This window comes from Pseudomonas sp., from assembly GCF_048269965.1.
Classification (GTDB): Bacteria; Pseudomonadota; Gammaproteobacteria; order Pseudomonadales; family Pseudomonadaceae; genus Aquipseudomonas.
In genome coordinates, this window is the sequence record NZ_JBLWTV010000010.1 from 160,218 (window position 1) to 186,004 (window position 25,787).

At 62.6% G+C, this 25,787-nt stretch carries 19 protein-coding genes; 4 read left to right on the forward strand and 15 right to left on the reverse strand.

Features of this window, described 5'->3' with window-relative positions:
* Positions 1-16: 16 nt before the first annotated feature.
* Complete coding sequence (gene msbA, locus ACN0X6_RS13900) at positions 17-1,825, reverse strand: lipid A export permease/ATP-binding protein MsbA (protein WP_417704734.1); 1,809 nt, start codon at positions 1,823-1,825, stop codon at positions 17-19.
* A 185-nt stretch (positions 1,826-2,010) separates the two neighbouring features.
* On the opposite strand from msbA, the gene ACN0X6_RS13905 reads away from it, so the two are divergent.
* Both ACN0X6_RS13905 and ACN0X6_RS13910 read left to right on the forward strand, forming a co-directional pair.
* Positions 2,011-3,126, forward strand: a complete 1,116-nt coding sequence (locus tag ACN0X6_RS13905) for an O-antigen ligase family protein (RefSeq protein ID WP_417704736.1) — start codon at positions 2,011-2,013, stop codon at positions 3,124-3,126.
* A gap of 14 nt (positions 3,127-3,140) precedes the next feature.
* Positions 3,141-3,788, forward strand: a complete 648-nt coding sequence (locus ACN0X6_RS13910) for a polymerase (protein ID WP_417704738.1) — start codon at positions 3,141-3,143, stop codon at positions 3,786-3,788.
* An 11-nt stretch (positions 3,789-3,799) separates the two neighbouring features.
* Here the strand turns inward: ACN0X6_RS13910 and ACN0X6_RS13915 are convergent, their stop codons facing one another.
* The 14 genes from ACN0X6_RS13915 to glnE form a co-directional block, all read right to left on the reverse strand.
* A complete protein-coding gene (locus ACN0X6_RS13915; protein WP_417704740.1) occupies positions 3,800-4,669 on the reverse strand; it encodes a glycosyltransferase family 2 protein in 870 nt (289 codons plus the stop codon).
* Positions 4,666-5,808 carry a glycosyltransferase gene (locus ACN0X6_RS13920; protein WP_417704742.1) on the reverse strand — a complete coding sequence of 381 codons (1,143 nt, stop codon included), beginning with the start codon at positions 5,806-5,808 and terminating at the stop codon, positions 4,666-4,668. The genes ACN0X6_RS13915 and ACN0X6_RS13920 overlap by 4 nt, the downstream gene beginning before the upstream one ends.
* On the reverse strand, positions 5,805-6,740 hold the full coding sequence (locus ACN0X6_RS13925; RefSeq protein ID WP_417704744.1) for a glycosyltransferase family 2 protein: 936 nt from the start codon (positions 6,738-6,740) through the stop codon (positions 5,805-5,807). The genes ACN0X6_RS13920 and ACN0X6_RS13925 overlap by 4 nt, the downstream gene beginning before the upstream one ends.
* Positions 6,740-7,798 (reverse strand): glycosyltransferase family 9 protein, encoded by a 1,059-nt coding sequence (locus ACN0X6_RS13930; RefSeq protein WP_417704746.1) that lies wholly within the window; start codon positions 7,796-7,798, stop codon positions 6,740-6,742. The genes ACN0X6_RS13925 and ACN0X6_RS13930 overlap by 1 nt, the downstream gene beginning before the upstream one ends.
* A gap of 13 nt (positions 7,799-7,811) precedes the next feature.
* Positions 7,812-9,542, reverse strand: coding sequence for a carbamoyltransferase (locus tag ACN0X6_RS13935; RefSeq protein ID WP_417704748.1), 1,731 nt, complete (start codon positions 9,540-9,542; stop codon positions 7,812-7,814).
* 99 nt (positions 9,543-9,641) lie between these two features.
* Positions 9,642-11,087, reverse strand: coding sequence for a lipopolysaccharide kinase InaA family protein (locus ACN0X6_RS13940; protein ID WP_417704750.1), 1,446 nt, complete (start codon positions 11,085-11,087; stop codon positions 9,642-9,644).
* Entirely contained in the window at positions 11,084-11,833 is a 750-nt protein-coding gene (locus ACN0X6_RS13945) for a lipopolysaccharide kinase InaA family protein (protein WP_417704752.1), read from the reverse strand. Before ACN0X6_RS13945 ends, ACN0X6_RS13940 begins: the two co-directional genes overlap by 4 nt.
* Positions 11,830-12,567 (reverse strand): lipopolysaccharide kinase InaA family protein, encoded by a 738-nt coding sequence (locus ACN0X6_RS13950; protein ID WP_417704754.1) that lies wholly within the window; start codon positions 12,565-12,567, stop codon positions 11,830-11,832. The genes ACN0X6_RS13945 and ACN0X6_RS13950 overlap by 4 nt, the downstream gene beginning before the upstream one ends.
* Positions 12,560-13,393: a lipopolysaccharide core heptose(I) kinase RfaP gene (rfaP, locus tag ACN0X6_RS13955; RefSeq protein WP_417704756.1), complete on the reverse strand. Its 834-nt coding sequence runs from the start codon at positions 13,391-13,393 to the stop codon at positions 12,560-12,562. Before rfaP ends, ACN0X6_RS13950 begins: the two co-directional genes overlap by 8 nt.
* An 88-nt stretch (positions 13,394-13,481) precedes the next feature.
* Positions 13,482-14,606 (reverse strand): glycosyltransferase family 4 protein, encoded by a 1,125-nt coding sequence (locus tag ACN0X6_RS13960; RefSeq protein ID WP_417704758.1) that lies wholly within the window; start codon positions 14,604-14,606, stop codon positions 13,482-13,484.
* A 9-nt stretch (positions 14,607-14,615) separates the two neighbouring features.
* A complete protein-coding gene (gene rfaC / locus ACN0X6_RS13965; protein WP_417704760.1) occupies positions 14,616-15,620 on the reverse strand; it encodes a lipopolysaccharide heptosyltransferase RfaC in 1,005 nt (334 codons plus the stop codon).
* Between the two features lies 1 nt (position 15,621).
* Positions 15,622-16,665 (reverse strand): lipopolysaccharide heptosyltransferase II, encoded by a 1,044-nt coding sequence (gene waaF, locus ACN0X6_RS13970; RefSeq protein WP_417704761.1) that lies wholly within the window; start codon positions 16,663-16,665, stop codon positions 15,622-15,624.
* 60 nt (positions 16,666-16,725) lie between these two features.
* Entirely contained in the window at positions 16,726-17,649 is a 924-nt protein-coding gene (locus ACN0X6_RS13975) for a branched-chain amino acid transaminase (protein ID WP_417704762.1), read from the reverse strand.
* A 63-nt stretch (positions 17,650-17,712) separates the two neighbouring features.
* Positions 17,713-20,655, reverse strand: a complete 2,943-nt coding sequence (glnE, locus tag ACN0X6_RS13980; protein ID WP_417704763.1) for a bifunctional [glutamate--ammonia ligase]-adenylyl-L-tyrosine phosphorylase/[glutamate--ammonia-ligase] adenylyltransferase — start codon at positions 20,653-20,655, stop codon at positions 17,713-17,715.
* Between the two features lie 271 nt (positions 20,656-20,926).
* On the opposite strand from glnE, the gene aceE reads away from it, so the two are divergent.
* Together aceE and aceF are read left to right on the forward strand one after the other, a co-directional pair.
* Positions 20,927-23,572 carry a pyruvate dehydrogenase (acetyl-transferring), homodimeric type gene (gene aceE / locus ACN0X6_RS13985; RefSeq protein ID WP_417704764.1) on the forward strand — a complete coding sequence of 882 codons (2,646 nt, stop codon included), beginning with the start codon at positions 20,927-20,929 and terminating at the stop codon, positions 23,570-23,572.
* An 11-nt stretch (positions 23,573-23,583) separates the two neighbouring features.
* The gene (gene aceF, locus ACN0X6_RS13990) at positions 23,584-25,557 is read left to right on the forward strand and encodes a dihydrolipoyllysine-residue acetyltransferase (protein WP_417704766.1); all 1,974 of its coding nucleotides are present in this window, start codon (positions 23,584-23,586) and stop codon (positions 25,555-25,557) included.
* Positions 25,558-25,787: the final 230 nt, after the last annotated feature.

Here is a 25,787-nt window from a genome sequence, read left to right on the forward strand (position 1 = left end):
GCGGGCTCGTAGTTTATCAGGCGATATCCAAGGGCGCGCCTTCATCGAGCCCCATGGAATGCAAACGTGCGTAGAAACCGTTTTGGGCCAGCAACTGGTCATGAGTACCGCGCTCGACGATACGCCCCTGATCCATCACCAGAATCATGTCGGCCTTCTCGATGGTCGACAGACGATGTGCAATCACCAAGGTGGTTCGGCCCTCCATGACCCGATCCAGCGCGGCCTGGATATGCCGCTCGGACTCAGTGTCAAGGGCCGAGGTCGCTTCGTCCAGCACCAGGATCGGTGCGTCCTTGAGCAAAGCCCGGGCAATTGCCAAGCGCTGGCGCTGGCCACCAGACAGCAGCACGCCGTTCTCGCCAACCTCGGTATCCAGCCCCTGCGGCAGCTTGTCGATGAACTCCTTGGCGTAGGCCGCTTCGACCGCCTGCTCAATCGCTTCACGCGGCGCATCGGCCAGGTCGCCGTAGGCGATATTGCTGGCCACACTGTCGTTGAACAGAGTGACCTGCTGCGTGACCAGGGCAATATGACGCCGCAGATTACGCAACCTGTATTGCTCGACGTCTACCCCATCCAGCAGGATCTGACCCGTTTCGTGATGGTAGAAACGGGGAATCAGATTGGCCAGGGTCGATTTTCCGCTACCGGAACGCCCGACCAATGCCACCATCTGCCCAGGCTCGGCGGTGAAACTGATATCGCTGAGCACAGGCTTTTCCGTGTCCGGATACTGGAAGCTCAGGTTGCGTACTTCCAAACGACCGCTGACGCGCTCGCGCTCTACCGTTCCCTGATCGACCTCGGGCAGCTCATCCAACTGCTCGAAGATGCTCTCGGCACCGGCAATACCCTTTTGAATCGTCGAGCTGACCTCGGACAACTGGCGAATGGGTTTGGGCAGCAGCCCCGCAGCGGTGATATAGGCCACCAAGTCACCTGCCGTAGCATCGCCACGCAGCAGCAACACGAGGAACATCAACACGGCCATCGCGCTGTAGATCACCAGTTGCAGCATCGGCGTGTACACCGCTCCGGTCTTGGTCATGCGCAGCTGTTTCTCGGTATTGTCCTGGCTGGCAGCGGTAAAGCGCCGGGACTCGTAGGTCTCCCCGCCAAAACTGCGCACCACCCGGTAGCCCTGGATCGTTTCCGAGGCAACGTGGGTAACATCGCCCATCGCCACCTGAATCTTCTTGCTCTGCTTGCGAAATTTCTTGCTGGCACTGTTCACCATCAATGCGATCAGCGGCAGGATTGCCAGCATCACCAGAGTCAGTTGCCAGTTCATCCACAGCAGGTAGGCGAACAGGAAGATGACCGTCAGCCCTTCGCGGATAACCACCTTGATTGCATCCGTCGCAGCCCCGGTGACCATCGTCACGTTGAAGGTGATGCGCGAGATCAGGTGACCGGAGTTGTGGCTGTCGAAATAGCGGTTTGGCAACACCATGAGGCTGTTGAACAGCGCGATACGCAAGTCGTGAACCAGGCCCAGCGAGACCCTGGCCAGGAAATAGTTACCCAGGAAGGAACCGACCCCCTGCCAGGCGGCGATCAGGACGATGAGCAGGGGCACCGTCTGCAGTAGTTGCAGATCGCGCAGGTAGGGCACCGTGGGGAACAGCACGACGTCGGGGTTGGACAGGCCATCCACGAAGTACTTGAGGATGCCCGCCAGCATTGGTTGGGTGGAAGCAAAAATGACGTAACCCAGGATGCTGATCAGGAACATGCCTACATAGGGCCTGACATATCCGAGTAGCCGGAGGTAGATTTTCAGGCTGCTGGATGGGCTTGCTGGGGTGTGTTTGTCGGTCATGCGCTCACACTTCGACTTGGCCGAAAAAGCGCGAATTCTAGCACAGATGCAGCCTCCCCCCCGAGGATGCATTAAGATGCCGCCCATTCAAAAATCAGCCACCGGTTTCAAACGTGCAGACATCACTCCCTCCCACACGCCCCATGCCCCTGCGTATCAGCGACTTCATTTCCAGCTACTGGCTGGTGGCGGGCTACCTGGTGTTGTTGAGCGGCCTATTCTGGTCCGCGAACGGTAGCCAGTACACGAAGTTGTTCTACGCGCTGCTCGCCGCCCCCGCCCTGATCGCACTGCTGCTCTCACCAAGAATATTCATGCAGTTGCTCAAGGAGCCGATCACGCTGGCCTACCTGACATTCGCGGCCTGGCTGCTGCTGAGCCTTTCGTGGACCCAGGCAGACTCCAGCCTGAGCAGCCTGGCCAAGCGGCCACTTTACGTATTCATGATCTTTGCCGCCTGCACCCTGATCGCCTGCAAGGATCAGCGCCTGCTGCTCGGCGCACTGAGAGTCGGGGCGCTATTGGCCGTAGGCGCGGCCGTGATCAATCTGTGCATCTACGCCAACGCCTATCCATCCGAACAACGGCTGATTGGAACCGGAGCGCTCAGCAATCCGCTGCTGACGTCCCATGTGCTGGGTTTCTTCTGCACCTACTGGCTGGCTGCCTGGCTCGCGCAGAGCGAGCGCCGTGACTGGCTACCGATTATCTGTGCCACTCCATTGCTGCTTGCACTGCTTGCCACCGGCTCCCGCACCCCGCTACTGGCGCTGACCCTGACCAGCCTGTGGATGCTGGTGATGACACCTCGTCGAGGGGCCTACCTGATAGGTGCGCTGATCGCCCTGGCCATCGCGACCTTTGCAGCGATGCCGGAGATATTCCTGGAGCGCGGGCTTTCCTTCCGACCTCAACTCTGGGCCGACGCCGTTTCCCAGGCGGCCGCGAAGCCGTGGTTCGGATATGGCTACGACAGTAAGTTCATCTTCGACATCCCGGAAATAGGTCGCCTTCTGAGTGACCCACATAACGTAGAGCTGGCCGTGCTATTGGAACTCGGCGCCGTCGGACTCATCCTATGGCTGATGATGTACGGAGCCGCCCTGTTCCGCTGTCTGCAACAGAGAAGACACGCCGGTTTTCAGATCGCATCGGCACTGCTCGTCTACGGTATCGCTGCCGGCCTTACCGAAGGCAGCTCCTACCTCTCCAGGCCCAACGAAAGCTGGTTCCTGATCTGGATTCCGCTGTCACTGATAGCAGCACTTTCCATCCAGCAGCGCCAACTGGACAAACGATGAGAACAATCAGCCCCTTGCAGCTCGATGCGCTCCTGCAGAACTCCACCGCGATAGAAAGCGATGGCTTCGGGCTGAAGGTCGCACGCTTGTCGGACGGCAATTTCCTGAAGTTCTACCGGCGCAAGCGCCTGCTGTCGTCGGCGCTCTGGATCCTGCCGAGCGAGCGCTTCGCCAGCAACGTGCAGCGCCTGAAAGCGCTGGGTGTCGCCTGCCCGGATGTCGTGGAGCTGCTGCTCATTCCTGACAGGCAATTGAATGCCGTGCTGTACCGGCCGCTGCCAGGGGACACGCTGCGCAACCACTGGCGACGGATCGATGCTGAACAGCGCTCAATCGAAGTTCGTCAGTTCGGAGCCTTTCTCGCCCATCTGCACCAGTCAGGTGTCTACTTCCGCTCCCTGCATCTGGGCAACGTCCTGCGCTTGCCAGACGGCACACTGGGGCTGATCGACCTGTCGGACATGAAGGTTGGCAGCCACCCGCTCAATGCCGGCAAGCGCAAGCGCAATATTCAGCACATTCTGCGCTACCCGGAAGACACCGCGTGGCTCACACAGCAGCATCGACAGGATTGGCTAGCGGGCTATGCCCAGAACTGCAGCAGCAGGCACGCGATGAGCTTCGAACGTGCGTTGAACAAGGCCTACCCAACCCTGCCCTGATTCGCCCGACCTCAGGGCGTCATCAGGCGAAAAATCGCGCGAGCCGTCTTCAGATTGCGGTACTTCATCGGCAGTTGCGCCAACAGCTCACGAGCCAGCGGCTTGTCATCGCGCGCACACTTGAGCAGCATCGAATTGATGAAGGCCGCGCACACCTTCGGATAATCCGGGTGATCGGCGAAATGCCCATAGGTGCTTAGCACCGCGTCCACCATCATGCGCCGGTTCTTGTAGGTGTTGGTTTCATGCACCCGATACTGCGCCAGCACATCGGGGAGCACGTCGATGAAGTATCCGGCCCGGGTAATCTTCAACTCGACCAACAGATCTTCCAGACGGATCTGCGGATCGAAGCCCCCGACGGCTTCCAGCGCCTCACGTCGAAACAGCAGGGTCGGGGCGGGAGCGCCGGCCTTTTTGTCGTTGAACAGATCTTCAAAATCCAGGCGACGAAACCCAAGCTTGCGCTCACGCCGAGACTGCGGTTTCCCCTCTGCATCGATGCACTGGATTTCCCCGGCACAGATGCCGACCTCAGGCTTGTCCTGCATATAGGCGACCTGAATAGCGATACGCTCGGGGCACATAATGTCGTCGGAACCAAAAGGCGCGACCAGACTCCCCCGTGAACGAGCGATGCAGGCATTCAGGGTACGAGCCAGCCCCTGATTCTCCTGGGCGACGAAATCGAATGCGTGGCGCGCCTGCAATGCCTGGATCCGCACGACACTGTCATCGCTGGAACCGTCATCGACGACCAGCAACTCGATGTTCGGATAGGTTTGCGCCAATACGCTTTCGATACAGCGTTCGATATAGGGCGCATGGTTGTAGGACGAAATGACAACACTGACAAGCGGCTGCCGGTTCGATTCACTCATGAAAAACGCCTTTCATTGCCAACACCTTCTTCTACAAGCTTGCGGTAGTGTCGGCGAAAATCCTCGATGTCATGAGCTCGACGCAGATAAGCATACGACCGAGCCCCTTCCTCATCCCGCTCTTGCTCCGTCATGGCCAGCAGATCCATCATCATCGCGGCCAGCACATCCGGCTGCCCACTTGGAAACAGGCGCCCTCCACAATCCTCGAGGATGGGCTTCAGACTCGGAATATCCGAGCCGATGACAGGCAGGTGCCCGCTCATACCCTCCAGCAGGGCCAACGGCAGCCCTTCGCTCAGAGACGGCATGACGAAAGCGTCGAATGCCCTGACATACTGCAGGGCATCTTCACGCGCGCCCAACAGGAACACCGCATCGGCCAGACCGAGGCGCGCGACCAGCGCCTCAAGCTCCTGACGCATGCGCCCTTCGCCAATGATGGCCAACTGAGCTTGAGGGTAACGGGCACGCACCTGGGCAAACGCCTCGATCAAGTGGACATGCCCCTTGACCGGCACCAGCCGACCGATAGCCCCGAAGACAAAAGGCTCCTGCGAAAGGCCAAGCAACTCGCGGGCGTATGCTTTGGGATGTTGCAATCTTTCGGCACGATCAATATCGATCGCGTTGTTGATCTGCGCCGTATTGGTCGCGTCGAAACCAGCGCCACAACCGATCAGATAGTCGCGCACAGCCCGGGAGACGCCCACGATACGCCAGTTCGCCTGCAGCAACCGACGTGCCTCCCAGCGGCGGTAGGGGCGATCGAAATCGCCAATTCCATGCTGCACGCCGATGCAGAGCGGAATACGCAATACCCGGTTGAGCAGCATCAGCATGTTCATCGGTTTGAAGCGATGGGCGATCACCACATCGAAACGCTCAGCCCGGATCAGACGATAAAGGCGCCACAGCGCGCGCAGCCGTACCCCCTTGAGATCCGACTGGCTGAAGCCCAGATACAGGGAGCGTGCAGCACGACTTTCCGGCTCGCCCTCACCTGGCCGCCCACGCAGAAACAGCGTGGTGACGTCGAAGTTGTCCGTGGGCAACCCCTGAATGATCTGCTCGGCCAGATCGGACGCATTGACGTTGTAACGGTTCTGCATCTGCAGAACCCTGATCTTGCGACTCATACACCGATCCCGAGCCACAGGCGCACAGCCTTGCGCATATACGATCCCTTCAACAGCACCCGCCAGTCACAGTGACAGGCGCAGCGGAAATAACTTTTTGCAGCAGCCACATCGCCGGCCAGGTAAGCACTGCGGAAAAGCGACAGGCTACGCTGCACATAGAACGCTGGCTTCAGCGCCTGGAAACGCTCATCAAGCCGGCGGGGGGAGAACACCTCGTCCACCAGCGCCAACCCACCCGCCTTGGCATGGCTGAACTGGTGCCGCAGGCTGTCATCGTGCTTGTGTATCAATGCCAGTGGCCGTGCAATCAGCGAGCAGGCGTAATTGGCCACGGCCTGTGCGAATACGGGGATATCTTCGGCACTGCGAAACTGCTCGGGGTAGCCGCCTCGCTCGAAGACCTCGCGGTGCATGACACAGGCGCCGTTGGACAACGCCAGGCGCTTGTCCAGCAGATAAGCACGAAGACGCTCCAAGGGTTCTGCCGGCAGATCCGTCGGCACGTGTTCACGGCGCTTGCCATCGGGCCATACGGCAATGTGCCCGCCGATCACCAGACGCGTATCCGGGTGTGCGGACAAGTGTTCCTTTAGCGCCTGCAGTGCACCAGGTGCCAACTCATCGTCGGCATCCAGGAACAGCAGATAATCTCCCGCAGCCTCCCGAATTCCCAAATTGCGAGCAGAGGATGCGCCCCCGTTGCTTTTCCGCAACACACGGAAACGCCCCGGATAGCGCGTCTGCAGTAATTCCAGCGTCGCTGCGGTGTCATCCGTCGAGCCGTCGTCGACGACAAGCAATTCAACCGAACCAGCGGATTCGGCCTGGGCCAGGACGGACTCGATCGCACGCGGCAGCACCGCCGCATAGTTGTAAGCAGGAATCACTACTGAAAGCGTAATACCCGAGCTGTTGCCTGCGACGCCCATCAAATCCCTACCTCACTCTTGGCAACCAGCCGTCCGAACGCTCTTTCTACACGCCCGACGCTGAGAAAATACATCCAAGCATTCTTTACGGCACCCAGCGAAATACGAGGCCGTACCACTGAATTCTTTCCCCAACCGGGGCGCCAACAGAAACCGTCCCGGCGCTTGCGGTACACCGTCAGTACCGGCACACCAAGGGCAGCCCCAAGATGCCCAACGCCCGAATCGTTACCAATTATATAGCCCGACTCATAGAGATAAACCGCCAGCTCACGAGCATTAGCAAAGTGAGGAATCGGAAAGGCATCGCCCAACTGCGCGCCCCACTCGGCCCGCTCCTTCGGTGAAAGCACGAACTGCGGATCGTATCCCTGCCGTTTGAGGCGGCGGGCAAGGCGCAGGTACTTTTGGACAGGCCAGTTCTTCTTCCGGTTATAGGATGTCGGGTGCAGCATTACCCGCTTGGGATAGCGGCGTGCAACATGGACATCGGGAATGCTGAAACCCGGATCACAGGACGCCTGCTCGATGGCCAATCGGGTCCGACAGAAAGCAACTGCCTGGTCAACCATGGTGACGCAGGGGTCATCAATCACCCGCATCGGCCCTGCACAGCGGGACAGCGCGCTCATCAGCTCAGCCTTTTCAGGCCCGCAGCGCTGCTCGACGCGAGCGCTGTGGTCATGGATATAGGCGGGATCGACGCGGAGCGTGCCGACGAACACGTAGTGCTTCGCCAATTGCAGCGGGTCCTGGTCAAGACCCACCACAATGCCGCCACAGTCGGACAGCACGAGGTCGTAGTCGCCTGCCAGGCTGTGTGTGTCCTCGGGCTTGGGAAACGGCAGAACGGCGAAATTCGGCAACCAGTCGGCGAAGTGTGCGAGGTGATTGCTCAGCATCGTCACACGGTAGCCGGCCCGCGCCAGGTTGTTGGCCACGACCAGATAGATCAGGCTGTCGCCCAATCCGAGAGAAGGCACCAACGCGATATGGCAGTCAGAGCGACTGACCTGCGCTTCCTCCCACGTCTGCAACATAGGTTTCTGCAAGTCCATTGCCATCCAACTATTACTCTTTCACGACAAGAATATCTTCCATGATCAGGTACTGCAGGTCGGAGCCGTAGAACATGTTCAGCGCGTCGGTCGGCGAGCAGATCATCGGTTCGCCGCGACGGTTGAGCGAGGTATTCAGCGACACGCCGTTGCCGGTGAGTTTCTCCAGCTCGAGCATCAGGTCGTACCAGCGCGGGTTGTATTCACGCTCGAGCACCTGAGCGCGGGAGGTACCGTCTTCGTGGACGACTTCGCTGACGCGCTCCTTCCACTCGTCGTTGACCTCGAAGGTAAAGGTCATGAACGGGCTCGGATGATCGACCTTGAGCATCTGCGCAGCGACGGTATCGAGCATGGACGGGCAGAACGGTCTCCAGCGCTCACGAAACTTGATCTGCTCGTTGATGCGATCGGCCACGCCAGGGATGCTCGGGCAGCCGATGATGGAACGACCACCGAGTGCGCGCGGGCCGAACTCCATACGCCCCTGAAACCAGGCCACCGGGTTGCCATCGACCATGATCCTGGCGATGCGCTGCGGCATGTCGTCGATCTTCTGCCACTTCGGTGCGTTCGGGTGACGCGCGCAGGCGGCAATGATGTCTTCGTTGCTGTAGGCAGGACCGAGATAGACGTGCTCCATCTTCTCCACCGGCACGCCACGCTGGTGCGAGACATAGGCAGCAGCGCCGACCGACGTACCAGCGTCGCCAGAAGCCGGTTGCACGAACAGTTCCTTCACCTCGGGACGGGCGATGATCTTCTGGTTGAGCTTGACGTTCAGCGCACAGCCACCGGCAAAGGCGATCTTGCCGGTCTCGCGGATGATGTCGCCCAGGTAGTAGTCCATCATTTCCAGCGCCAGCTTCTCGAACAGCGCCTGCATGCTGGCGGCGTAGTGGATGTAGGGGTCGTCGGCGATATCGCCTTCGCGCTTCGGGCCCAGCCACTCGATCAGCTTGGGCGAGAAGTAGAACCCCTTGCCCTTTTCCTTGTAGCGACGCAGGCCGATGACGTTGGCGTAGTCGGTGTTGATGATCAGCTCGCCGTTCTCGAACTTGGCCAGGCGCGAGAAATCGTACTTGCTGGCGTCGCCGTAGGGCGCCATGCCCATGACCTTGAACTCGCCGTCGAGCATCTCGAAACCGAGGAATTCGGTGATGGCACCGTACAGACCGCCGAGCGAGTCCGGGTCGAAGAACTCCTTGATCTTGTGGATCTTGCCGTTCTCGCCGTAGCCGAAGAAGGTGGTGGCGTACTCACCTTTGCCGTCGATGCCGAGGATCGCGGTCTTTTCCTTGAAGCCCGAGCAATGGTAAGCGCTGGCGGCGTGGGCCAGGTGGTGTTCGACCGGTTCGATCTTGACCTTCTTGGCATCGAAACCCAGCTGCTCCAGGCACCAGACGATCTTCTTGCGATAACGCTTGTAGCGGCGGTTACCCATGAGCAGCGCGTCAAGCGCACGATCCGGCGCATACCAGTAACGCTTGGCGTAATGCCAACGCGCCTTGCCGAACAGACTGATGGGCGCAAAAGGAATAGCGACCACATCGACGTCGGACGGCTTGATGCCGGCCTGCTCCAGGCAGAACTTGGCGGACTCGTAGGGCATGCGGTTCTTCGCATGCTTGTCACGCACGAAGCGCTCTTCTTCGGCGGCAGCGACAAGCTTGCCGTCGATGTATAGCGCGGCGGATGGATCATGGCTCAGGGCGCCGGAAAGGCCGAGGATCGTCAATGCCAAGGGTAAAGCCTCTTAAAAAAGCGGCTGCAGGCTTCAAGCGGCAAGCTTCAAGCAACAGCGTTCGTTATTCAGTCGCCCCGGTCGGGCACATTTACCGCCTTAACTGTTCGGTTTTGCCACCACCGATGGAAGGCGCTCGTCCAGAACCTGGTACAGCGTGCTGTCCTGCGGCCAGTTACGCAGGAAACGCGCCCGATCCTTAGCATAGGCGGGCACGAAACTACCGGCTCGGCGGTGCTGCTGCATGGCGTCCAGGTCGATCAACATCCAGCGCCCATCCTGCCACAGGATATTGCTGCCTTTGAGGTCTCCATGACTGATGCGCTCGCGCAGCAGCGCTGCAAACAGGTCATCCAGCGCCCGCAGTTCCGCCTCGGCGGGTAACTCGCCAGGCGCACAGGACGCGAAACGCGTGATTATATCCACACCCGATGCGTGTTCGGTAACAAGATAGGACCGGCGCCTGAGCCACAGGGTGCGACACTCGAGCACGGCAAGCGGCTTGGGCGTGGCGATGCCGAGAAAACTCAGGCGATTGCCCTCGCACCAGCTGTGCCAGGCGCGGCTCGGGCGCCAGAAGCGCTTGAGCCAATGCAGCATGCCCTTGATGTTGTAGCGCTTGATGACCAGTTGCCTGGCACCCTGATCGACTCGCGCAACGGTGGACGAACCACCCAGCTTGAGGGACTGCCCAGCCGCGATGGCGGCGTCAGGGTCAGCCAGCAAGGGCGCCAGCAAGGGCTCTTCCTCGCGCCGGACCACCTGCAGACGTGACGCGCCGCGCCATACGCAAAACGCCGAACAATCGCGGCCGAGCTTGCCCATGAAGTGCTGCAGACGCGAACCACGGGCCTTGGCTACCGCCTTGAGCAGAGCCTCGAACGGCAGCGCGTGCTCGCCATTGACCAGCAGGTAATGCACCAGCAGCTCCTCGATGAATGGATCGAGCGCACTCGGGAATTGAGCGAAGAACACCCCCAGATTGGCCAGCACCCTGTCTCGCGACAGGGGTTGACCCGGCGTCTCGGCACGCACGCCGCCACCGTCGATCAGATACAGGCCGTCCTGGTGACGCAGCAGGTTGTCCAGGTGCAGATCCTCTTGCCACAGGCCTTGGCGGTGGAGCCCGGCAATGGCTGCCAGCGCCTGCCCCAACACCTGCTGCCGAGCGTCGTCCAGCCACGCCAGATGGGCCACCGCCTGCCAGGAATCGCCCAGGCTTTCGGCATCGTCGAGGAACTCGAACAGCAGCCACCCCCCCCCTCCTGGCGTCGAACCCTGGGCAAGCAACTCAGGCGTCTTCAGCCCCTGCTCGGCCAGTAGCTGAACGCCGCGCAGCTCGCGGGCGAAATGCCGTTCGGCCTTATCACCGACCAGCAGCTTGGCCAGCACCTCACGCCCCTGCCAGTGCGCCCGAGCGACATAGCGCTGACCGGGCAGCACCCGCAAAAGGCTGAGCAACTGGATAGACCCCGCGCCCTCCAGCTCGATCAGCAGCGGTAGCACCGGAGTACGTCCGGCATCGACCAGGGAAGCCAGCCTCATGAGCGCCCCGCCTTGTCCTTGAACCGTGCCCTGAGACGTTGCAACCAGTACCCCAACTGGCGAGCGTCACCGAGATAGGCGGTCAGGAAACTGGCCACATCGTCATCGCCCCAGGCACTGGCGCGACGCAGCAGGGGTTCCAGATCCTTGACCCGATCACGCTCGCCAAACAACAGCGGCCGGGTCTTTTCCAGGTCGATCAGCTGCGCGACGAAAGCATCGCCGCTGGCTTGAAGGAAAACATGTTTGGGATAGAAACAACCATGCACCTGGCCCTGACCATGTACGCACCGGGCCAGCACCCCGCAGGCACTGGCGATGGCATGGCGTTGCCCGGCGGTCAGTTGCGACCAGCTCGGCAGGTAGCTGTCCAGATCCCGCCAACCATCCAGGGCTCGGGTCAGCAGGACGGCGCGGCGCTCGCCGCAGATGCGTCGCTCGGCATAGAACGCCGAACGCATCGCCGGAATGCCCAGGCGCTGATAGCGGCAGGTATTGCGAAACTCGCGCGCCAGGGTCGGCTCACCCAGCGGACGATGCAGGCTGCGGGTCAGGTAATTGCTCTGGCGCTTGAGGTAGTAGCCGGTGCCATCGAGATCGAGCCGGTACACCGTGCTCCAGCCACCGCGAGAAGCGGTGTTGGGCTCGTCCACGGCAAACAGTTGCAGTGCCCACAGAGCCTCGAAGCTGTCCAGGCCGTGACGCTCGAGCAGCGTTTTATCCTCGCCCTCGATGAAGTCCTTCATTCTCTTCCCTCGAAGTAGCGCACGATCTGCAGGATCCGTCGCTTGTCACTGTCGTTGAGACGATCGCGACGCCGATACTGCAGATAGAAGCGCAGGCGCTGAGTGCGCGACAGGTGGTACTTGGCGACCTTGTCCAGACAAGCGAGATCCTTGACGATCCGGTAGCGCAAGAACGGTCCACACCAGAAGGCCCCAGCGGGGCAGTCGATGAGGAACAGGCGGCGCTGCTCGTCCACCAGAAGGTTGCGCCACTTGAGATCATTGTGGACGAAGTGATGGTCATGCAGCGTGCGCGTGGCCTTGGCCAACTGGCGACTGACATCGTCGACCCAGGCCCGGTCACGCAGGCGTGCATCATCCGTGGCCGCCAGGCGTGACATGTCCAGGGTACCGACGATCTCCTGAGTGATCAGTGCGCCTCGGGCGAAGGCGCCGGCCTTGCGCTCCAGGCCGTAGGCGGCGATGGGCGCAGTGGGAATGCCCCAGGTGGCGAAGTGCTTGAGATTCTGCCATTCGGCCTTGACCCGCGGTCGGCCGATGAAACGCCGCACGCCCTTGCCCGCGCCGTGATAGCGCTTGACGTAATAGCCCAGCCCATCGAATTCGACGCGGATCACGTCCGACAACGGATCATGGGTGATTGCCTCGCCCTGCAGGGAAAACACCGCATCCAGACTGGCGAAGGCTCTTGCCGCCTGCGGCGTGGCCAAGGGGGTGACGCGCCATTCACTCATGGTTCGCTCCCGGCGCGTACTTGCGTGCATAGCGAAGCAGCAGGTGATCGGCCTTGCGCTGCAGCCAGAGCAGCAGCGCCGCCTCCTCATGCAGAATCTGCCGCAACGGCCGCTCATTGCCTGCCGCAGCGAAATAGCGTTTGAGAAAGCGCAGCTTGTCACGCCGGGTCAGGCCGATATGCAGCGCCGAAAAATACAGGGCGGCCAGATCCTTGTCGCGCCAGCGCCGTGGCGTGGCACTGCGCACCTGGGCGCGGTGCAGGTCGATCACTGACAGGCGCAGGTCACTGGCCTGGATCGGCCGGTCGGTGTGCAGCAGGAAGTGGCAGATATAGCAGTCGCGGTGGTTGACCCCGGCACGGTGCATGGCGCCGGTCATCTGCGCCACTTCGCGGATCAGCGCCCACTTGAGCGCCGGCTTGGGCGGTTGCTGCGCCCAGTTGAGGCTGAGCTGCTCCAGGTCGACGGTCGGCGCCAGCTCTTCGGTGACGATGAACGAGTGCTGGCGCGCCGGATTGCTGCCACGCTCGCCGTAGGCCACGGCGGTCATGGTCGGCACACCAACCTCGGTCAGACGCTGAATGGCCTGCCACTCTTGCGCGGCTCCCAACACAGGCGCCTTGGCCGTGAGCAGGTTCTTGGCGATCTCAGCCCAGCCGATGCCACGGTGGATCTTGACGAAGTAACCGCGCCCGTCGACCTCGGTACGCAGGGTGCGGCGCCCTTCCAGCTCGCGGTAGACCTGGCCCTCGAGCGCCTCGACGGCCTCGAAGGCATCGCGGCCCGCCCACAGGCGCTTGAAGGGTTCGGCGAGGATCAGGCGCATGCAAGCCTCCCCAGCCGGGTATCCGTGCGCACCGATGACACCGTGCTGTCGACCTTGCGGTGCGCACGGCGCCCCCTACCCAAGCGACTCATGCGTGCTTCTCCGCGAGGATCACGTCAGCGGCCTTCTTCGGCATCGAATACAGGTCGGCGCTATCGGCATAGACCAGGCCGTTGCGGCTCCAGAAAGCGCGGCGCTCGGGGTCAGCCAGCATATCGGCCAACGTGCGGTTGAGATGGTCCTGCTCGAACGGCCCGGGCAGTACGCGGCCGCAATCGGCATCGGCGATGTAATGGGCATAGCCGCAGACATCGGTGACCAATACCGGCAAGCCGGATACCAGAGCCTCCAGCAACACGGTGCCGGTGTTCTCGTTATAGGCCGGATGGATCAGCAGATCGGCACCAAGCAGGAAGCGCGGAATGTCGCTGCGCCCCTTGAGGATCTGCACCTGATCGGACAGCCCCAGCGCCTTGACCTGCAGCAGGAAGGGCCTGGGATCGTCCTGGCCGATGGCGATCAGGCGGGTGCGCTTGCCCAGCTCGCGCGGCAACGCGGCCAGCGCCTTGAGGCTGCGGTCCAGGCCCTTGGTCTTGAAGCCGGAGCCGATCTGGACCAGCAGCAGGTCATCGTCACTCAGCTTGAACTCGCGGCGGAACTCGGCGCGAATGTCGGCAGCATTGGCGGGTGCCCGACGGTCAAAGGCGATGCCCGGCGGCAGCAGGTGGAAGCGCTGCAGCGGAGTCTTGTAGTGCTTGATGAACAGCGGCTGCTGCACCTCGGAGATCATCAGAATCTCGGTCTTGGAATCGGGTGCAAACACTGCGCGCTCGTAATCGGCGAAGTGCTTGTAGCGGCCCCAGCGGCGATAGATCGGGTTGCGCAGGGTCTGCGCCTTGTCCTCGAAACAGCCGTCGGCGGCGTAGTAGACGTCGAGGCCCGGCATCTTGTTGAAACCGATCACCCGGTCGACCGGGTCGCGCTTCAAATCGGCCTGCAGCCAGGCGCTGAATTTCTCGTTGCGGCGATGATTGAACAGCGCACGCACCGGCGCCACGCGCACATCGAAGCCAGCAGGGTTGTCGCCTTCCCAGATCGGCGTGTAGACGCGAATGGCATGGCCACGCGCCTGGCATTCGAGGGCGATGCGCATGAAGTCGCGCTGCAGCCCGCCGAAGGGGAAGTATTTATAGAGAACGAAGGCCAGTTGCATAGCCGCTCCTTAAAGAGTGCCGGGAGGCGCGAGCAGCAGCGCCTCCAGTTCCAGGCCGACGCGCTCGGCGCCGAGGCCGTCGAAGCAGGGCTTGTCACGATCACCGCTGCCAGCGCCCGGTCCACTGGCGCACAGGTGAATCTGAGCACGGCCGTAAGCGCCCACCTTGCCGGGCAGCGTCGGGCCATAAAGAGAAATATTGGGTACGTCCAGCGCGGCGGCCAGATGACCGAGCCCGGTGTCGACGGAGACGCAGGCACTGGCACCGGCGATCACCTTGGCCACGCCGGCCAGATTGAGCTTCGGCAGCACAGCGGCATGACTGAGTCCGGCGGCAATGCGTTCGGCACGCGCCTTTTCCGTCTCGTTGCCCCAGGGCAGACGCACGGCCCAGCCCAGCTCGTCCATGCGCTCGGCCAGCGCACGCCAGTCGGCTTCCGGCCAGTGCTTACTGGCCCAGGTGGTGCCATGCAGGAACACCAGATACGACTGCGCAGCGGCATCCATCATCGCCGCGCGGTTGAGGCCGTAGTCCCCGGTGCCGGACGGCAGCGCATAACCCAGCGCCTTGGCGAAGAGTTGGCGTACGCGCTCCAGGGCATGCTGATCCTTGGCCACCGCGTAGCGACGGTCGTAGAAACGACTGGCCAGCGGCTCACGCGCCGAATCACGATCAAGCCCGGCCACCGGCGCCGACACGTAGCGCGTCAGCCAGGCGCTCTTGAGCAGGCCCTGGGCGTCGATCACCAGGTCGTAGCGGGTTTCCCGCAGACGCTGCTTGAAGCGCGCCCACTCACCGCTGCGCCAGGTGCGCAACGGGTGCTTGCGCCAGCGGCGGATGGCCACCGGAATCACCTGGGAAACGGCCGGATGCCAGGCGGGGATCTCGGCGAAGCCTTCTTCCACCACCCAATCGAAACGAATGCCGGGAATGGCGCGGGCCGCATCGGTCAACGCCGGCAGGGTATGCACCACGTCGCCCAGCGACGAAGTCTTGATGATCAGTACCCGCAAATCAGTCGCCCTCGACCAGGGTCAAGGTTTCGCCGACCAGCCGATCCAGCGCCTCGATCACAGGCCGCGGTTTGAGCTCACGCAGGCAGTTGTAGTGACCAAACCGGCAAGTTCGATCGAAGCAGGGACTGCACTCCAGGCCCAGGCGAACGATCTCGACGCGGTCAGCCAGCGGCGGAGTGAACGCTGGCGAGGTGGAACCATAGACCGCCACCAGCGGACGATTCAGCGCCGCCGCCACGTGCATCAATCCGGAGTCGTTGGACACCACGGCAGTGGCCGCCGACATCAGGTCGATGGCCTCGGCCAGGCTGGTCTGCCCGGACAGGTTGCTGACTTCTTCGCGCAGCCCCGGAATCAGGCGCATGCGAATGTCTTCGCCGCCAGCATGGTCGTTCTTCGAGCCGAACAGCCAGACCTGCCAGCCCTCGCGAATCTTGATCTCGGCCACCTTGGCGTAGTGCTCGGCCGGCCAGCGTTTGGCCTCGCCGAACTCTGCACCGGGACACAGCGCCAGCACCGGGCGATCCAGTTGCAGTTCGAACTTGACCAGCGCGGCATCACGACTGGCTTCATCGATCACCAGACGCGGCTGCGGATAGGGCTGCGGCAAGGCAGCGCCAGGTTCATAGGCCAGCGCCATGAAGCGCTCGATCATCAGCGGATAGCGGTCTTTGTCCAACGTGCGGATATCGTTGAGCAGGCCATAGCGCATCTCACCCTTCCAGCCCGTGCGCCTGGGGATACCGGCGAACCAGGGCACCAGCGCGGACTTGAGCGAGTTGGGCAGCAGGATCGCCTGGTCGTACTGGCCAGCCAGCGATTTGCCAATGCGCCGGCGCGTGGCCAGATCGAGCACACCATGACCCAGTGGCAGACTCAGCGCGGCGCGCACCTCGGGCATGCGCTCGAGAATCGGCCGGCTCCAGTCCGGCGCCAGCACGTCGATTTCGCATGCGCGGTGGCGTAGCTTCAGGCACTGAAACAGCGTCTGCGCCATCACCATGTCGCCTACCCAGCTTGGCCCAACGATCAGTATCTTCATATTCTTTCCAGAAACGACCGGGGAGGCTTTCGCCTCCCCGTCGAGCCTTCGAGCAATCGCTTATTTGACCAGCGTACGCCACTCGGCGTGGCCACTGGTTTTGCCAGTGACCAGGTCGAAGTAGGCCTTCTGCAGCTTCTCGGTGACCGGGCCGCGACGACCGGCGCCAATCTTGCGGCCATCCACCTCGCGAATCGGGGTGACTTCAGCGGCGGTGCCGGTGAAGAAGGCCTCGTCGGCGATGTACACCTCGTCGCGGGTGATGCGCTTCTCGACCACCTTGATGCCGTGCTCTTCGGCCAGGGTCAGGATGGTGCTGCGGGTGATGCCGTTGAGGCAGGAGGTCACTTCCGGGGTGTACACCACGCCGTCCTTGACCAGGAAGATGTTCTCGCCCGAACCTTCGGCCACGTAGCCTTCCGGATCCAGCAGCATGGCCTCGTCGGCGCCACCGGAGATGGCTTCCTGCAGCGCCAGCATCGAGTTGATGTAATTACCGTTGGCCTTGGCGCGGGTCATGGCGATGTTGACGTGATGGCGGGTATAGGAGCTGGTGCGCACCTTGATGCCGGCTTCCAGCGCCTCTTCGCCCATGTAGGCGCCCCAGTGCCAGGCGGCGACGATCACGTGCACCTTCAGGCCGGAAGCGCGCAGGCCCATGCCTTCGCTGCCGAAGAACACCATCGGACGCAGGTAGGCACTTTCCAGGCCGTTCTCACGCACGGCGGCGCGCTGCGCCTCGTTGATCTCGTCCTTGGAGAAAGGAATCTGCATGTTGAAGATGTGCGCGGAGTCGAACAGGCGGTCGGTGTGCGCCTGCAGGCGGAAGATCGCGGTGCCGTCCGGGGTGTTGTAGGCGCGCACGCCCTCGAACACGCCCATGCCGTAGTGCAGGGTATGGGTCAGCACATGGGTGTTGGCTTCGCGCCACGGCACCAGTTTGCCGTCGTACCAGATCACGCCATCACGGTCGGACATCGACATCTTGCCTGCTCCTCAAATTCGCTTCACGGTTCGATCAGTAGGTGGGGCCTCAGGCCCCGTCGTTCAACTCAGCCCCAGCTCACGCCACAGGCGCATCACGGCGCGGCGCTCATCCTGGAACTGATCCCCCGGCACCACCCCAGGCTGCTTCTGCAGCGCCTGACGATGGGCAGCCGAGCGATAGATCTTGTAGACCTCACGCAGCAATGCGGCATCCTCGGCGCTCATCAGACCGACCCGCTCCAGGCCTTCCAGGATGCGGATATTATCGGTGAACTCGAGTAGCTGCGGGTGTTGCCACGACCAGGCCAGAGCCGCGTATTGCACCATAAATTCGATATCGACGATACCACCGGCGTCCTGCTTCAGATCGAAGGAGGACGTGGCCTCGAAGGCATTCGCTGCCGTCCCGGCCGCGGTATTCCTGGTGCCAAGGTTGTCACGCATCTTCGCGCGCATCTCGCTGACCTCGACGCGCAGCGCCTCGGCGTCGCGCTGGCGACCCAGCACTTCGGCGCGCACGCGAGCGAATTCGCCGGCCAGGCGCGGGCACCCCACCAGCACCCGCGCCCGCACCAGCGCCTGATGCTCCCAGGTCCAGGCCTCGGCTTCCTGATAGCGCTGGAAGGCACCCAGCGAGCTGACCAGAAGGCCGGCTGCGCCCGATGGTCGCAGGCGCATGTCCACCTCATAGAGCGCACCGGAGGTGGTCTGGGTGGTCAACAGGTGAATGATGCGCTGACCCAGGCGGGTGAAGAACTGCGCACCGTCGATGGGCTTGGCGCCATCGGTCTCGGCCTGCGGATCGCCGTCATGGATGAACACCAGATCCAGGTCCGAGCCATGGCCGAACTCCAGACCACCGACCTTGCCATAGCCGACGATGATGAAGTCCGGGTCGCAGGGCGTGCCATCGGCACGATACGGCCGGCCGTGACGCTGCACCGTATGCTGCCAGGCCAGCGCCAGCACCTGATCGAGAATCGCCTCGGCCAGCCAGGTCAGGTAGTCCGACACTTTCATCAGGGGCAGCGTGCCGGCGATTTCCGACGCCGCCACGCGCAGACTGTGGGCCAGCTTGAAGTGGCGCAGCGCCTCCATCTGCTGCTCCAGATCCTCCTCGGGAATACGGATCAGCCGTTCGCGCAGCTCGGCCGCCAGCTCCGGCGCCAGTGGCGGCGAATACAGCCGTCCTTCATTGAGCAGCTCGTCGAGCAACAGTGGATAGCGGGCGATCTGCTCGGCGATCCACGGGCTACCTGCGCACAGACTGATCAGGCGCTCCAGCGCGCCCGGGTTTTCGCTCAGCAGCACCAGGTAGGCCGAACGCCGCGCGACCTTTTCCACCAGCGGCAGCACGCGCTCCAGCACCAGATCCGGCTTGTCATGCTCGACGGTCTGCGCCAGCAGGCGCGGAATGAAGGCATCCAGACGCTCGCGCCCCAGGCGCTGCATGGCGCGCACCTGCGGGCCGTTGCGCAGATCCCCCAGACGCCGACAGGCTGCACCTGGCTCGGTGAAACCCGCCTCCTGCAACTGCAGCGCGGCAGCCTCATCGTCCAGCGCACCCTGCCACAAAGGCAGCCACTCGGCGCCAACGCAGGCCTCGCCGGCATCCGACTCATCTTCGTCAGGATCGGCGATCACCTGCTGGAAGTGCCATTCGATGCGGCCACGCCAGTGCATCAGGCGCTCATGAAAACTCGCCCAGTCAGCGAAGCCCATGATCGCCGCCACCCGCGCCCGATCCTGCGGGTCGGCTGGCAACATTTGCGTCTGTCGGTCACCGATGCCCTGCAAGGCGTGCTCGGCATAACGCAGGAACTCGTAGCCTTCCTTCATCTCCGCGACCACCGCCGGTGGCAGATAGCCCTGCCCTTCCAGCGTGGCCAGCACCTTGAGCAGCGGCCGCTGCTGCAGACTGAGGTCGCGCCCACCATGAATCAGCTGGAAGGCCTGAGCGATGAACTCGATCTCGCGAATGCCGCCGGCGCCGAGCTTGATGTTCTCGCTCATGCCCTTGCGCCGCACTTCCTGCTGGATCAACAGCTTCATCGCACGCAGCGCCTCGATGGCGGAAAAGTCCAGGTAGCGCCGGTAGACGAAGGGCCGCAGCATCTCCAGCAGCTCGGCACCCGCAGCCTGATCGCCACCGACCACGCGCGCCTTGATCATGGCGTAGCGCTCCCAGTCACGCCCCTGATCCTGGTAGTACTGCTCCAGCGCATTGAAGCTGAACACCAGCGCACCACTGGAACCATAGGGGCGCAGACGCATGTCGGTGCGAAACACGAAGCCGTCGACGGTGATCGCATCCAATGCCTTGATCAGGCGCTGCCCCAGGCGGATGAAGAACTCCTGATTATCCAGCGGACGCTTCACTCCCTCGGTCTCGCCACCTTCGGGATAGCCGAAGATCAGGTCGATGTCCGAAGACAGGTTCAGCTCGTGCGCGCCGAGCTTGCCCATGCCGAGGATGACCATGTGCTGCGGCTGGCCACTGCGCCGCCCGACCGGCGTACCGAACTGCGTGCAATGACGCGGGTACAGCCAGTGATAGGCCAGATCGATGCAGGCATCGGCAAGATCGGACAGATCGCGGCAGGTTTCACCGAGCGCCGCCTGGCGGCTGAAGTCGCGCCAGATGATGCGCAGTTGCTGACGATTGCGAAAACGCCGCAGGCAGCGCCCCAGGGCATCCTCATCGGCACACTCGGCCAGCTGTGCCTCCAGTTGCTGGCGCAACTCGCCCGGTGCCAGACTGCGCTCCAGCTCACCGGACTCGGCCAGTGCAACGAACATCTGCGGATCACGCTGCGCCTGCTCGGCGACGAAATCGCTCAGCGCCGACACCTGCCGCCAGGCAACGCGGCGTTCTTGCGGCCAGGCGGCGATACGTTCAGCCAGGGTTTCATGCTCGGCCAAAGCGGCTTGCAACGACTGTTCGGCGCGTTCGGCCAGGGCCACAAGGGAAGGGGGCAACTCGACCAGCAACGGCAGGCTCATGGTCTATCCTTTTGGCGGACTGCCGGACGCACGGTGCAATCGCCCGCAGCCCCGCTCCAGCGGGGCACGCGCGGCCGGCGGTGCCGCGGATTGTAGTTTTACTACGAAAGAATTGTATCCAGAGGGCTGAATCCGTCGTCGAAATGTAGTAAAACTACAAGCGGCCGGTCCTACCCCCGGTAAATCCAAGAATTTCAACTCGCCCGCCCAAAAAGCCGGTGAGACCCAACTGGCCTCCGATTCTGGAAGCCTTTCCGCCCTGGAGCAAGCCATGCAAGACCTCGATCCGATCGAAACCCAGGAATGGCTGGACGCCCTTGAATCCGTCCTCGACCGTGAGGGTGAAGACCGTGCCCATTACCTGATGACCCGTCTGGGCGAGCTGGCCACCCGTAGCGGTGCGCAACTGCCCTACGCGATCACCACGCCTTACCGCAACAGCATCCCGGTAACCCATGAAGCTCGCATGCCCGGCGACCTGTTCATGGAACGCCGCATCCGCTCGCTGGTGCGCTGGAACGCCCTGGCCATGGTGATGCGCACCAACCTGGACGACCCGGATCTGGGCGGCCACATTTCCAGCTTCGCCTCCTCCGCGACGCTGTACGACATCGGCTTCAACTACTTCTTCCAGGCCCCGACCGACGAACACGGTGGCGACCTGGTGTTCTATCAGGGCCACGCCAGCCCTGGCGTCTACGCCCGCGCCTTCATGGAAGGCCGCATCAGCGAAGACCAGATGAAGAACTTCCGCCGCGAAGTGGACGGCAAAGGTCTGTCGTCCTACCCGCACCCCTGGCTGATGCCAGACTTCTGGCAGTTCCCCACCGTGTCCATGGGCCTCGGCCCGATCCAGGCGATCTACCAGGCCCGCTTCATGAAGTACCTGGAAGCGCGCGGCTTCATCCCGGCCGGCAAGCAGAAGGTCTGGTGCTTCATGGGTGACGGCGAGTGCGACGAGCCGGAATCCCTCGGCGCCATCTCCCTGGCTGGCCGCGAGAAGCTGGACAACCTGATCTTCGTCATCAACTGCAACCTGCAGCGCCTCGACGGCCCGGTACGCGGTAACGGCAAGATCATCCAGGAACTCGAAGGCGTGTTCCGTGGAGCCCAGTGGAACGTCAACAAGGTGGTCTGGGGTCGCTTCTGGGATCCGCTGTTCGCCAAGGACAAGGACGGCGCCCTGCAGCGCCGCATGGACGAAGTGGTCGACGGTGAATACCAGAACTACAAGGCCAAAGACGGCGCCTACGTGCGCGACAACTTCTTCAACACTCCGGAGCTCAAGGAGATGGTCAAGGACCTCTCCGACGACGAGATCTGGAAGCTCAACCGTGGCGGCCACGACCCGTACAAGGTCTACGCGGCCTACCATCAGGCCGTGAACCACAGCGGCCAGCCGACCGTGATCCTGGCCAAGACCATCAAGGGCTACGGTACCGGCGCCGGTGAAGCGAAGAACACCGCGCACAACACCAAGAAGGTCGATGTCGACAGCCTGCGTCAGTTCCGCGACCGCTTCGACATCCCGGTCAAGGATGAAGACCTGGAAAACCTGCCGTTCGTGCGCCCGGAGCCGGGCAGCCCGGAGTACAAGTACCTGCACGAGCGCCGCAACGCGCTGGGTGGCTTCGTACCGCAGCGTCGCCAGCAGAGCTTCAGCATCCCGACACCACCGCTGGATACCCTCAAGGCCATCCTCGATGGTTCGGGCGACCGCGAAATCTCCACCACCATGGCTTTCGTGCGCATCCTCGCGCAGCTGGTCAAGGACAAGGAACTCGGCCAGCGCATCGTCCCGATCATCCCGGACGAAGCCCGTACCTTCGGCATGGAAGGCATGTTCCGTCAGCTCGGCATCTATTCCTCGGTCGGCCAGCTGTACGAGCCGGTCGATAAAGACCAGGTGATGTTCTACAAAGAGGACAAGAAGGGTCAGATCCTCGAGGAAGGCATCAACGAAGCCGGCGCCATGAGTTCCTTCATCGCCGCCGGCACCTCGTACTCCTGCCACAACCAGCCGATGCTGCCGTTCTACATCTTCTACTCGATGTTCGGCTTCCAGCGCATCGGCGACCTGGCCTGGGCCGCTGGCGACAGCCGCACCCGTGGTTTCCTGATCGGCGGTACCGCCGGCCGCACCACCCTCAACGGTGAAGGCCTGCAGCACGAAGACGGTCACAGCCACATGCTGGCAGCGACCATCCCCAACTGCCGCACCTACGACCCGACCTACGGCTACGAGCTCGCCGTGATCATCCGCGAAGGCATTCGCCAGATGACCGAAGAGCAGCAGGACATCTTCTACTACATCACCGTGATGAACGAGTCGTACCAGCAGCCGGCCATGCCGCAAGGCGTGGAAGACGGCATCATCAAGGGCATGTACCTGCTCGAGGAAGACAAGAAGGAAGCCGCGCACCACGTGCAGCTGCTGGGTTCCGGCACCATCCTGCGGGAAGTCGTCGAAGCCGCGAAGATCCTGCGTGACGAGTTCAACATCGGCGCCGATGTGTGGAGCGTCACCAGCTTCAACGAACTGCGTCGCGACGGCCTGGCCGTGGAGCGCAGCAACCGCCTGCACCCGGGCCAGAAGCCCAAGCAGACCTACATCGAGCAGTGCCTGAGCGGTCGCAAGGGGCCGGTCATCGCCTCTACCGACTACATGAAGCTGTTCGCCGAACAGGTTCGTCAGTGGGTTCCGAGCAAGGAATACAAGGTCCTGGGCACCGACGGCTTCGGCCGCAGCGACAGCCGCAAGCAGCTGCGTCACTTCTTCGAAGTGGATCGCAACTGGGTCGTGCTGGCCGCCCTGGAAGCCCTGGTCGACCGTGGCGAGATCGAAGCCAAGGTGCTGGCTGACGCCATCGCCAAGTTCGGTATCGACGCCGACAAAGCCAACCCCCTGGACTGCTAAGGAGCGTAGCGATGAGTGAATTGATTCGCGTACCCGACCTCGGCGGTGAAGGCGAGGTGATTGAACTGCTGGTGAAGGTCGGCGACCGTATCGAAGCCGACCAGAGCGTACTGACCCTGGAGTCCGACAAGGCCTCCATGGAGGTGCCCTCGCCCAAGGCCGGCGTGATCAAGGAAATCAAGGTCAAGATCGGCGACCGCCTGAAGGAAGGCGATGAGTTGCTGGTGCTGGAAGTCGAAGGTGCCGCCGAAGCGGCGCCTGCGCCGAAAGCCGAAGCAGCGCCCGCTGCTGCACCGCAAGTGGCCGCCCCGGCTGCCGCGCCTGCTGCTGCAACCAGCAGCAGCGTGCAGGATGTGCACGTGCCGGATATCGGCACCGACGGCAAGGTCAAGGTCATCGAAGTCATGGTCAAGGTCGGTGACAGCATCGAAGCCGACCAGTCGCTGATCACCCTGGAATCCGACAAGGCCTCCATGGAAATCCCCTCGCCGGCTGCCGGCGTGGTGGAAGAAGTGCTGGTCAAGCTGGATGCCGAAGTCGGCACCGGCGACCTGATCCTCAAGCTGCGCACCGCTGGTGGCGCAACCGCCAGTGCTGCGCCGGCTCAAGCCGCTGCACCCGCTGCTGCGCCAGCCGCCGCACCTGCTCCCGCTGCCGCCGCTCCGGCTGCTGCTTCGGTGCAGGACGTGCACGTGCCGGACATTGGCACCGACGGCAAGGTCAAGGTCATCGAAGTCATGGTCAAGGCCGGTGACAGCATCGAGGCCGACCAGTCGCTGATCACCCTGGAGTCCGACAAGGCCTCCATGGAAATCCCCTCGCCGGCTGCCGGCGTGGTGGAAGAAGTGCTGGTCAAGCTGGACGCCGAAGTCGGCACCGGCGACCTGATTCTCAAGCTCAAGGTCGCGGGCGCCGCTCCGGCAGCTGCCCCAGCGCAAGCCAGTCAGCAAGTACACCGCGTACCGGAAGGTGCCGCGCCGGAAGTGGCCGCAGAAGTACGCGCCATCGCCTCGCTGTCGGCTGCTGCTGCCGAAGTCGCCAACGCGCCCAAGCGCGATGGTGCCAAGGTGCATGCCGGCCCCGCCGTGCGTCAGCTGGCTCGTGATTTCGGCGTGGAACTGGCGGATATCGCCGGTACTGGTCCGAAAGGCCGCATCCTCAAGGAAGACGTGCAGGTTTACGTCAAGGCGATGATGCACAAGGCCAAGGCCGCACCGCAGGCGACTGCCGCTGCTGCCACCGGTGGCGCCGGCATTCCGCCGATCCCCACCGTTGACTTCAGCAAGTTCGGCGAAATCGAAGAAGTGGCGATGACCCGCCTGATGCAGGTCGGCGCCGCCAACCTGCATCGCAGCTGGCTCAACGTGCCGCACGTGACTCAGTTCGACTCGGCCGACATCACCGACCTGGAAGCCTTCCGCGTCGCGCAGAAGGCCGTGGCCGAAAAGGCTGGCGTCAAGCTGACCGTGCTGCCGCTGCTGCTCAAGGCCTGCGCCCACCTGCTCAAGGAACTGCCGGACTTCAACAGTTCGCTGGCCCCGAGCGGCAAGGCGATCATCCGCAAGAAGTACGTGCACATCGGCTTTGCCGTCGATACGCCGGACGGCCTGCTGGTGCCGGTGATCAAGAACGTCGATCAGAAGAGCCTGCTGCAGCTTGCGGCTGAGGCCGCTGCCCTGGCGGAAAAGGCGCGCACCAAGAAGCTCTCGGCTGATGACATGCAGGGCGCCTGCTTCACCATCTCCAGCCTCGGTCACATTGGCGGCACCGGCTTCACGCCGATCGTCAACGCGCCGGAAGTGGCGATCCTCGGTGTCAGCAAGGCGACCATGCAGCCGGTGTGGGATGGCAAGGCCTTCCAGCCCAAGCTGATGCTGCCGCTGTCGCTGTCCTACGACCACCGAGTGATCAACGGCGCTGCCGCCGCACGCTTCACTCAGCGCCTGTCGCAGCTGCTGGCCGATATCCGCACCATCCTGCTGTAAATCGTTTCGAGCACGCCACGCTCGCATCCTCAACCCCGCCCATTCAGGCGGGGTTTTTTTTGGTTCTTCGCATTTTCGCGGGGCGGGTACGCTTGACACCGGACTGGCAATTACGTGTCAGCTGTCCATGGCTTGGCACTATCCGTTAGCGTGTCGTCTGATCTGATGGGTTTCGCCCCTTACGGGCGACTCACTTTCTTTGCTTGTGCAAAGAAAGTAAGCAAAGAAAC

What these genes read in the sequence shown, in the direction of transcription:
- aceF (WP_417704766.1), top strand. Translation starts at nt 23,584, where the DNA reads ATGAGTGAATTGATTCGCGTACCCGACCTCGGCGGTGAAGGCGAGGTG.
- glnE (WP_417704763.1), bottom strand. Translation starts at nt 20,655, where the DNA reads ATGAGCCTGCCGTTGCTGGTCGAGTTGCCCCCTTCCCTTGTGGCCCTG.
- aceE (WP_417704764.1), top strand. Translation starts at nt 20,927, where the DNA reads ATGCAAGACCTCGATCCGATCGAAACCCAGGAATGGCTGGACGCCCTT.
- ACN0X6_RS13945 (WP_417704752.1), bottom strand. Translation starts at nt 11,833, where the DNA reads ATGAAGGACTTCATCGAGGGCGAGGATAAAACGCTGCTCGAGCGTCAC.
- ACN0X6_RS13915 (WP_417704740.1), bottom strand. Translation starts at nt 4,669, where the DNA reads ATGAGTGAATCGAACCGGCAGCCGCTTGTCAGTGTTGTCATTTCGTCC.
- ACN0X6_RS13940 (WP_417704750.1), bottom strand. Translation starts at nt 11,087, where the DNA reads ATGAGGCTGGCTTCCCTGGTCGATGCCGGACGTACTCCGGTGCTACCG.
- ACN0X6_RS13925 (WP_417704744.1), bottom strand. Translation starts at nt 6,740, where the DNA reads ATGGGCGTCGCAGGCAACAGCTCGGGTATTACGCTTTCAGTAGTGATT.
- rfaP (WP_417704756.1), bottom strand. Translation starts at nt 13,393, where the DNA reads ATGCGCCTGATCCTCGCCGAACCCTTCAAGCGCCTGTGGGCGGGCCGC.
- ACN0X6_RS13920 (WP_417704742.1), bottom strand. Translation starts at nt 5,808, where the DNA reads ATGAGTCGCAAGATCAGGGTTCTGCAGATGCAGAACCGTTACAACGTC.
- ACN0X6_RS13975 (WP_417704762.1), bottom strand. Translation starts at nt 17,649, where the DNA reads ATGTCGATGTCCGACCGTGATGGCGTGATCTGGTACGACGGCAAACTG.
- ACN0X6_RS13950 (WP_417704754.1), bottom strand. Translation starts at nt 12,567, where the DNA reads ATGAGTGAATGGCGCGTCACCCCCTTGGCCACGCCGCAGGCGGCAAGA.
- msbA (WP_417704734.1), bottom strand. Translation starts at nt 1,825, where the DNA reads ATGACCGACAAACACACCCCAGCAAGCCCATCCAGCAGCCTGAAAATC.
- ACN0X6_RS13960 (WP_417704758.1), bottom strand. Translation starts at nt 14,606, where the DNA reads ATGCAACTGGCCTTCGTTCTCTATAAATACTTCCCCTTCGGCGGGCTG.
- ACN0X6_RS13930 (WP_417704746.1), bottom strand. Translation starts at nt 7,798, where the DNA reads ATGGACTTGCAGAAACCTATGTTGCAGACGTGGGAGGAAGCGCAGGTC.
- waaF (WP_417704761.1), bottom strand. Translation starts at nt 16,665, where the DNA reads ATGAAGATACTGATCGTTGGGCCAAGCTGGGTAGGCGACATGGTGATG.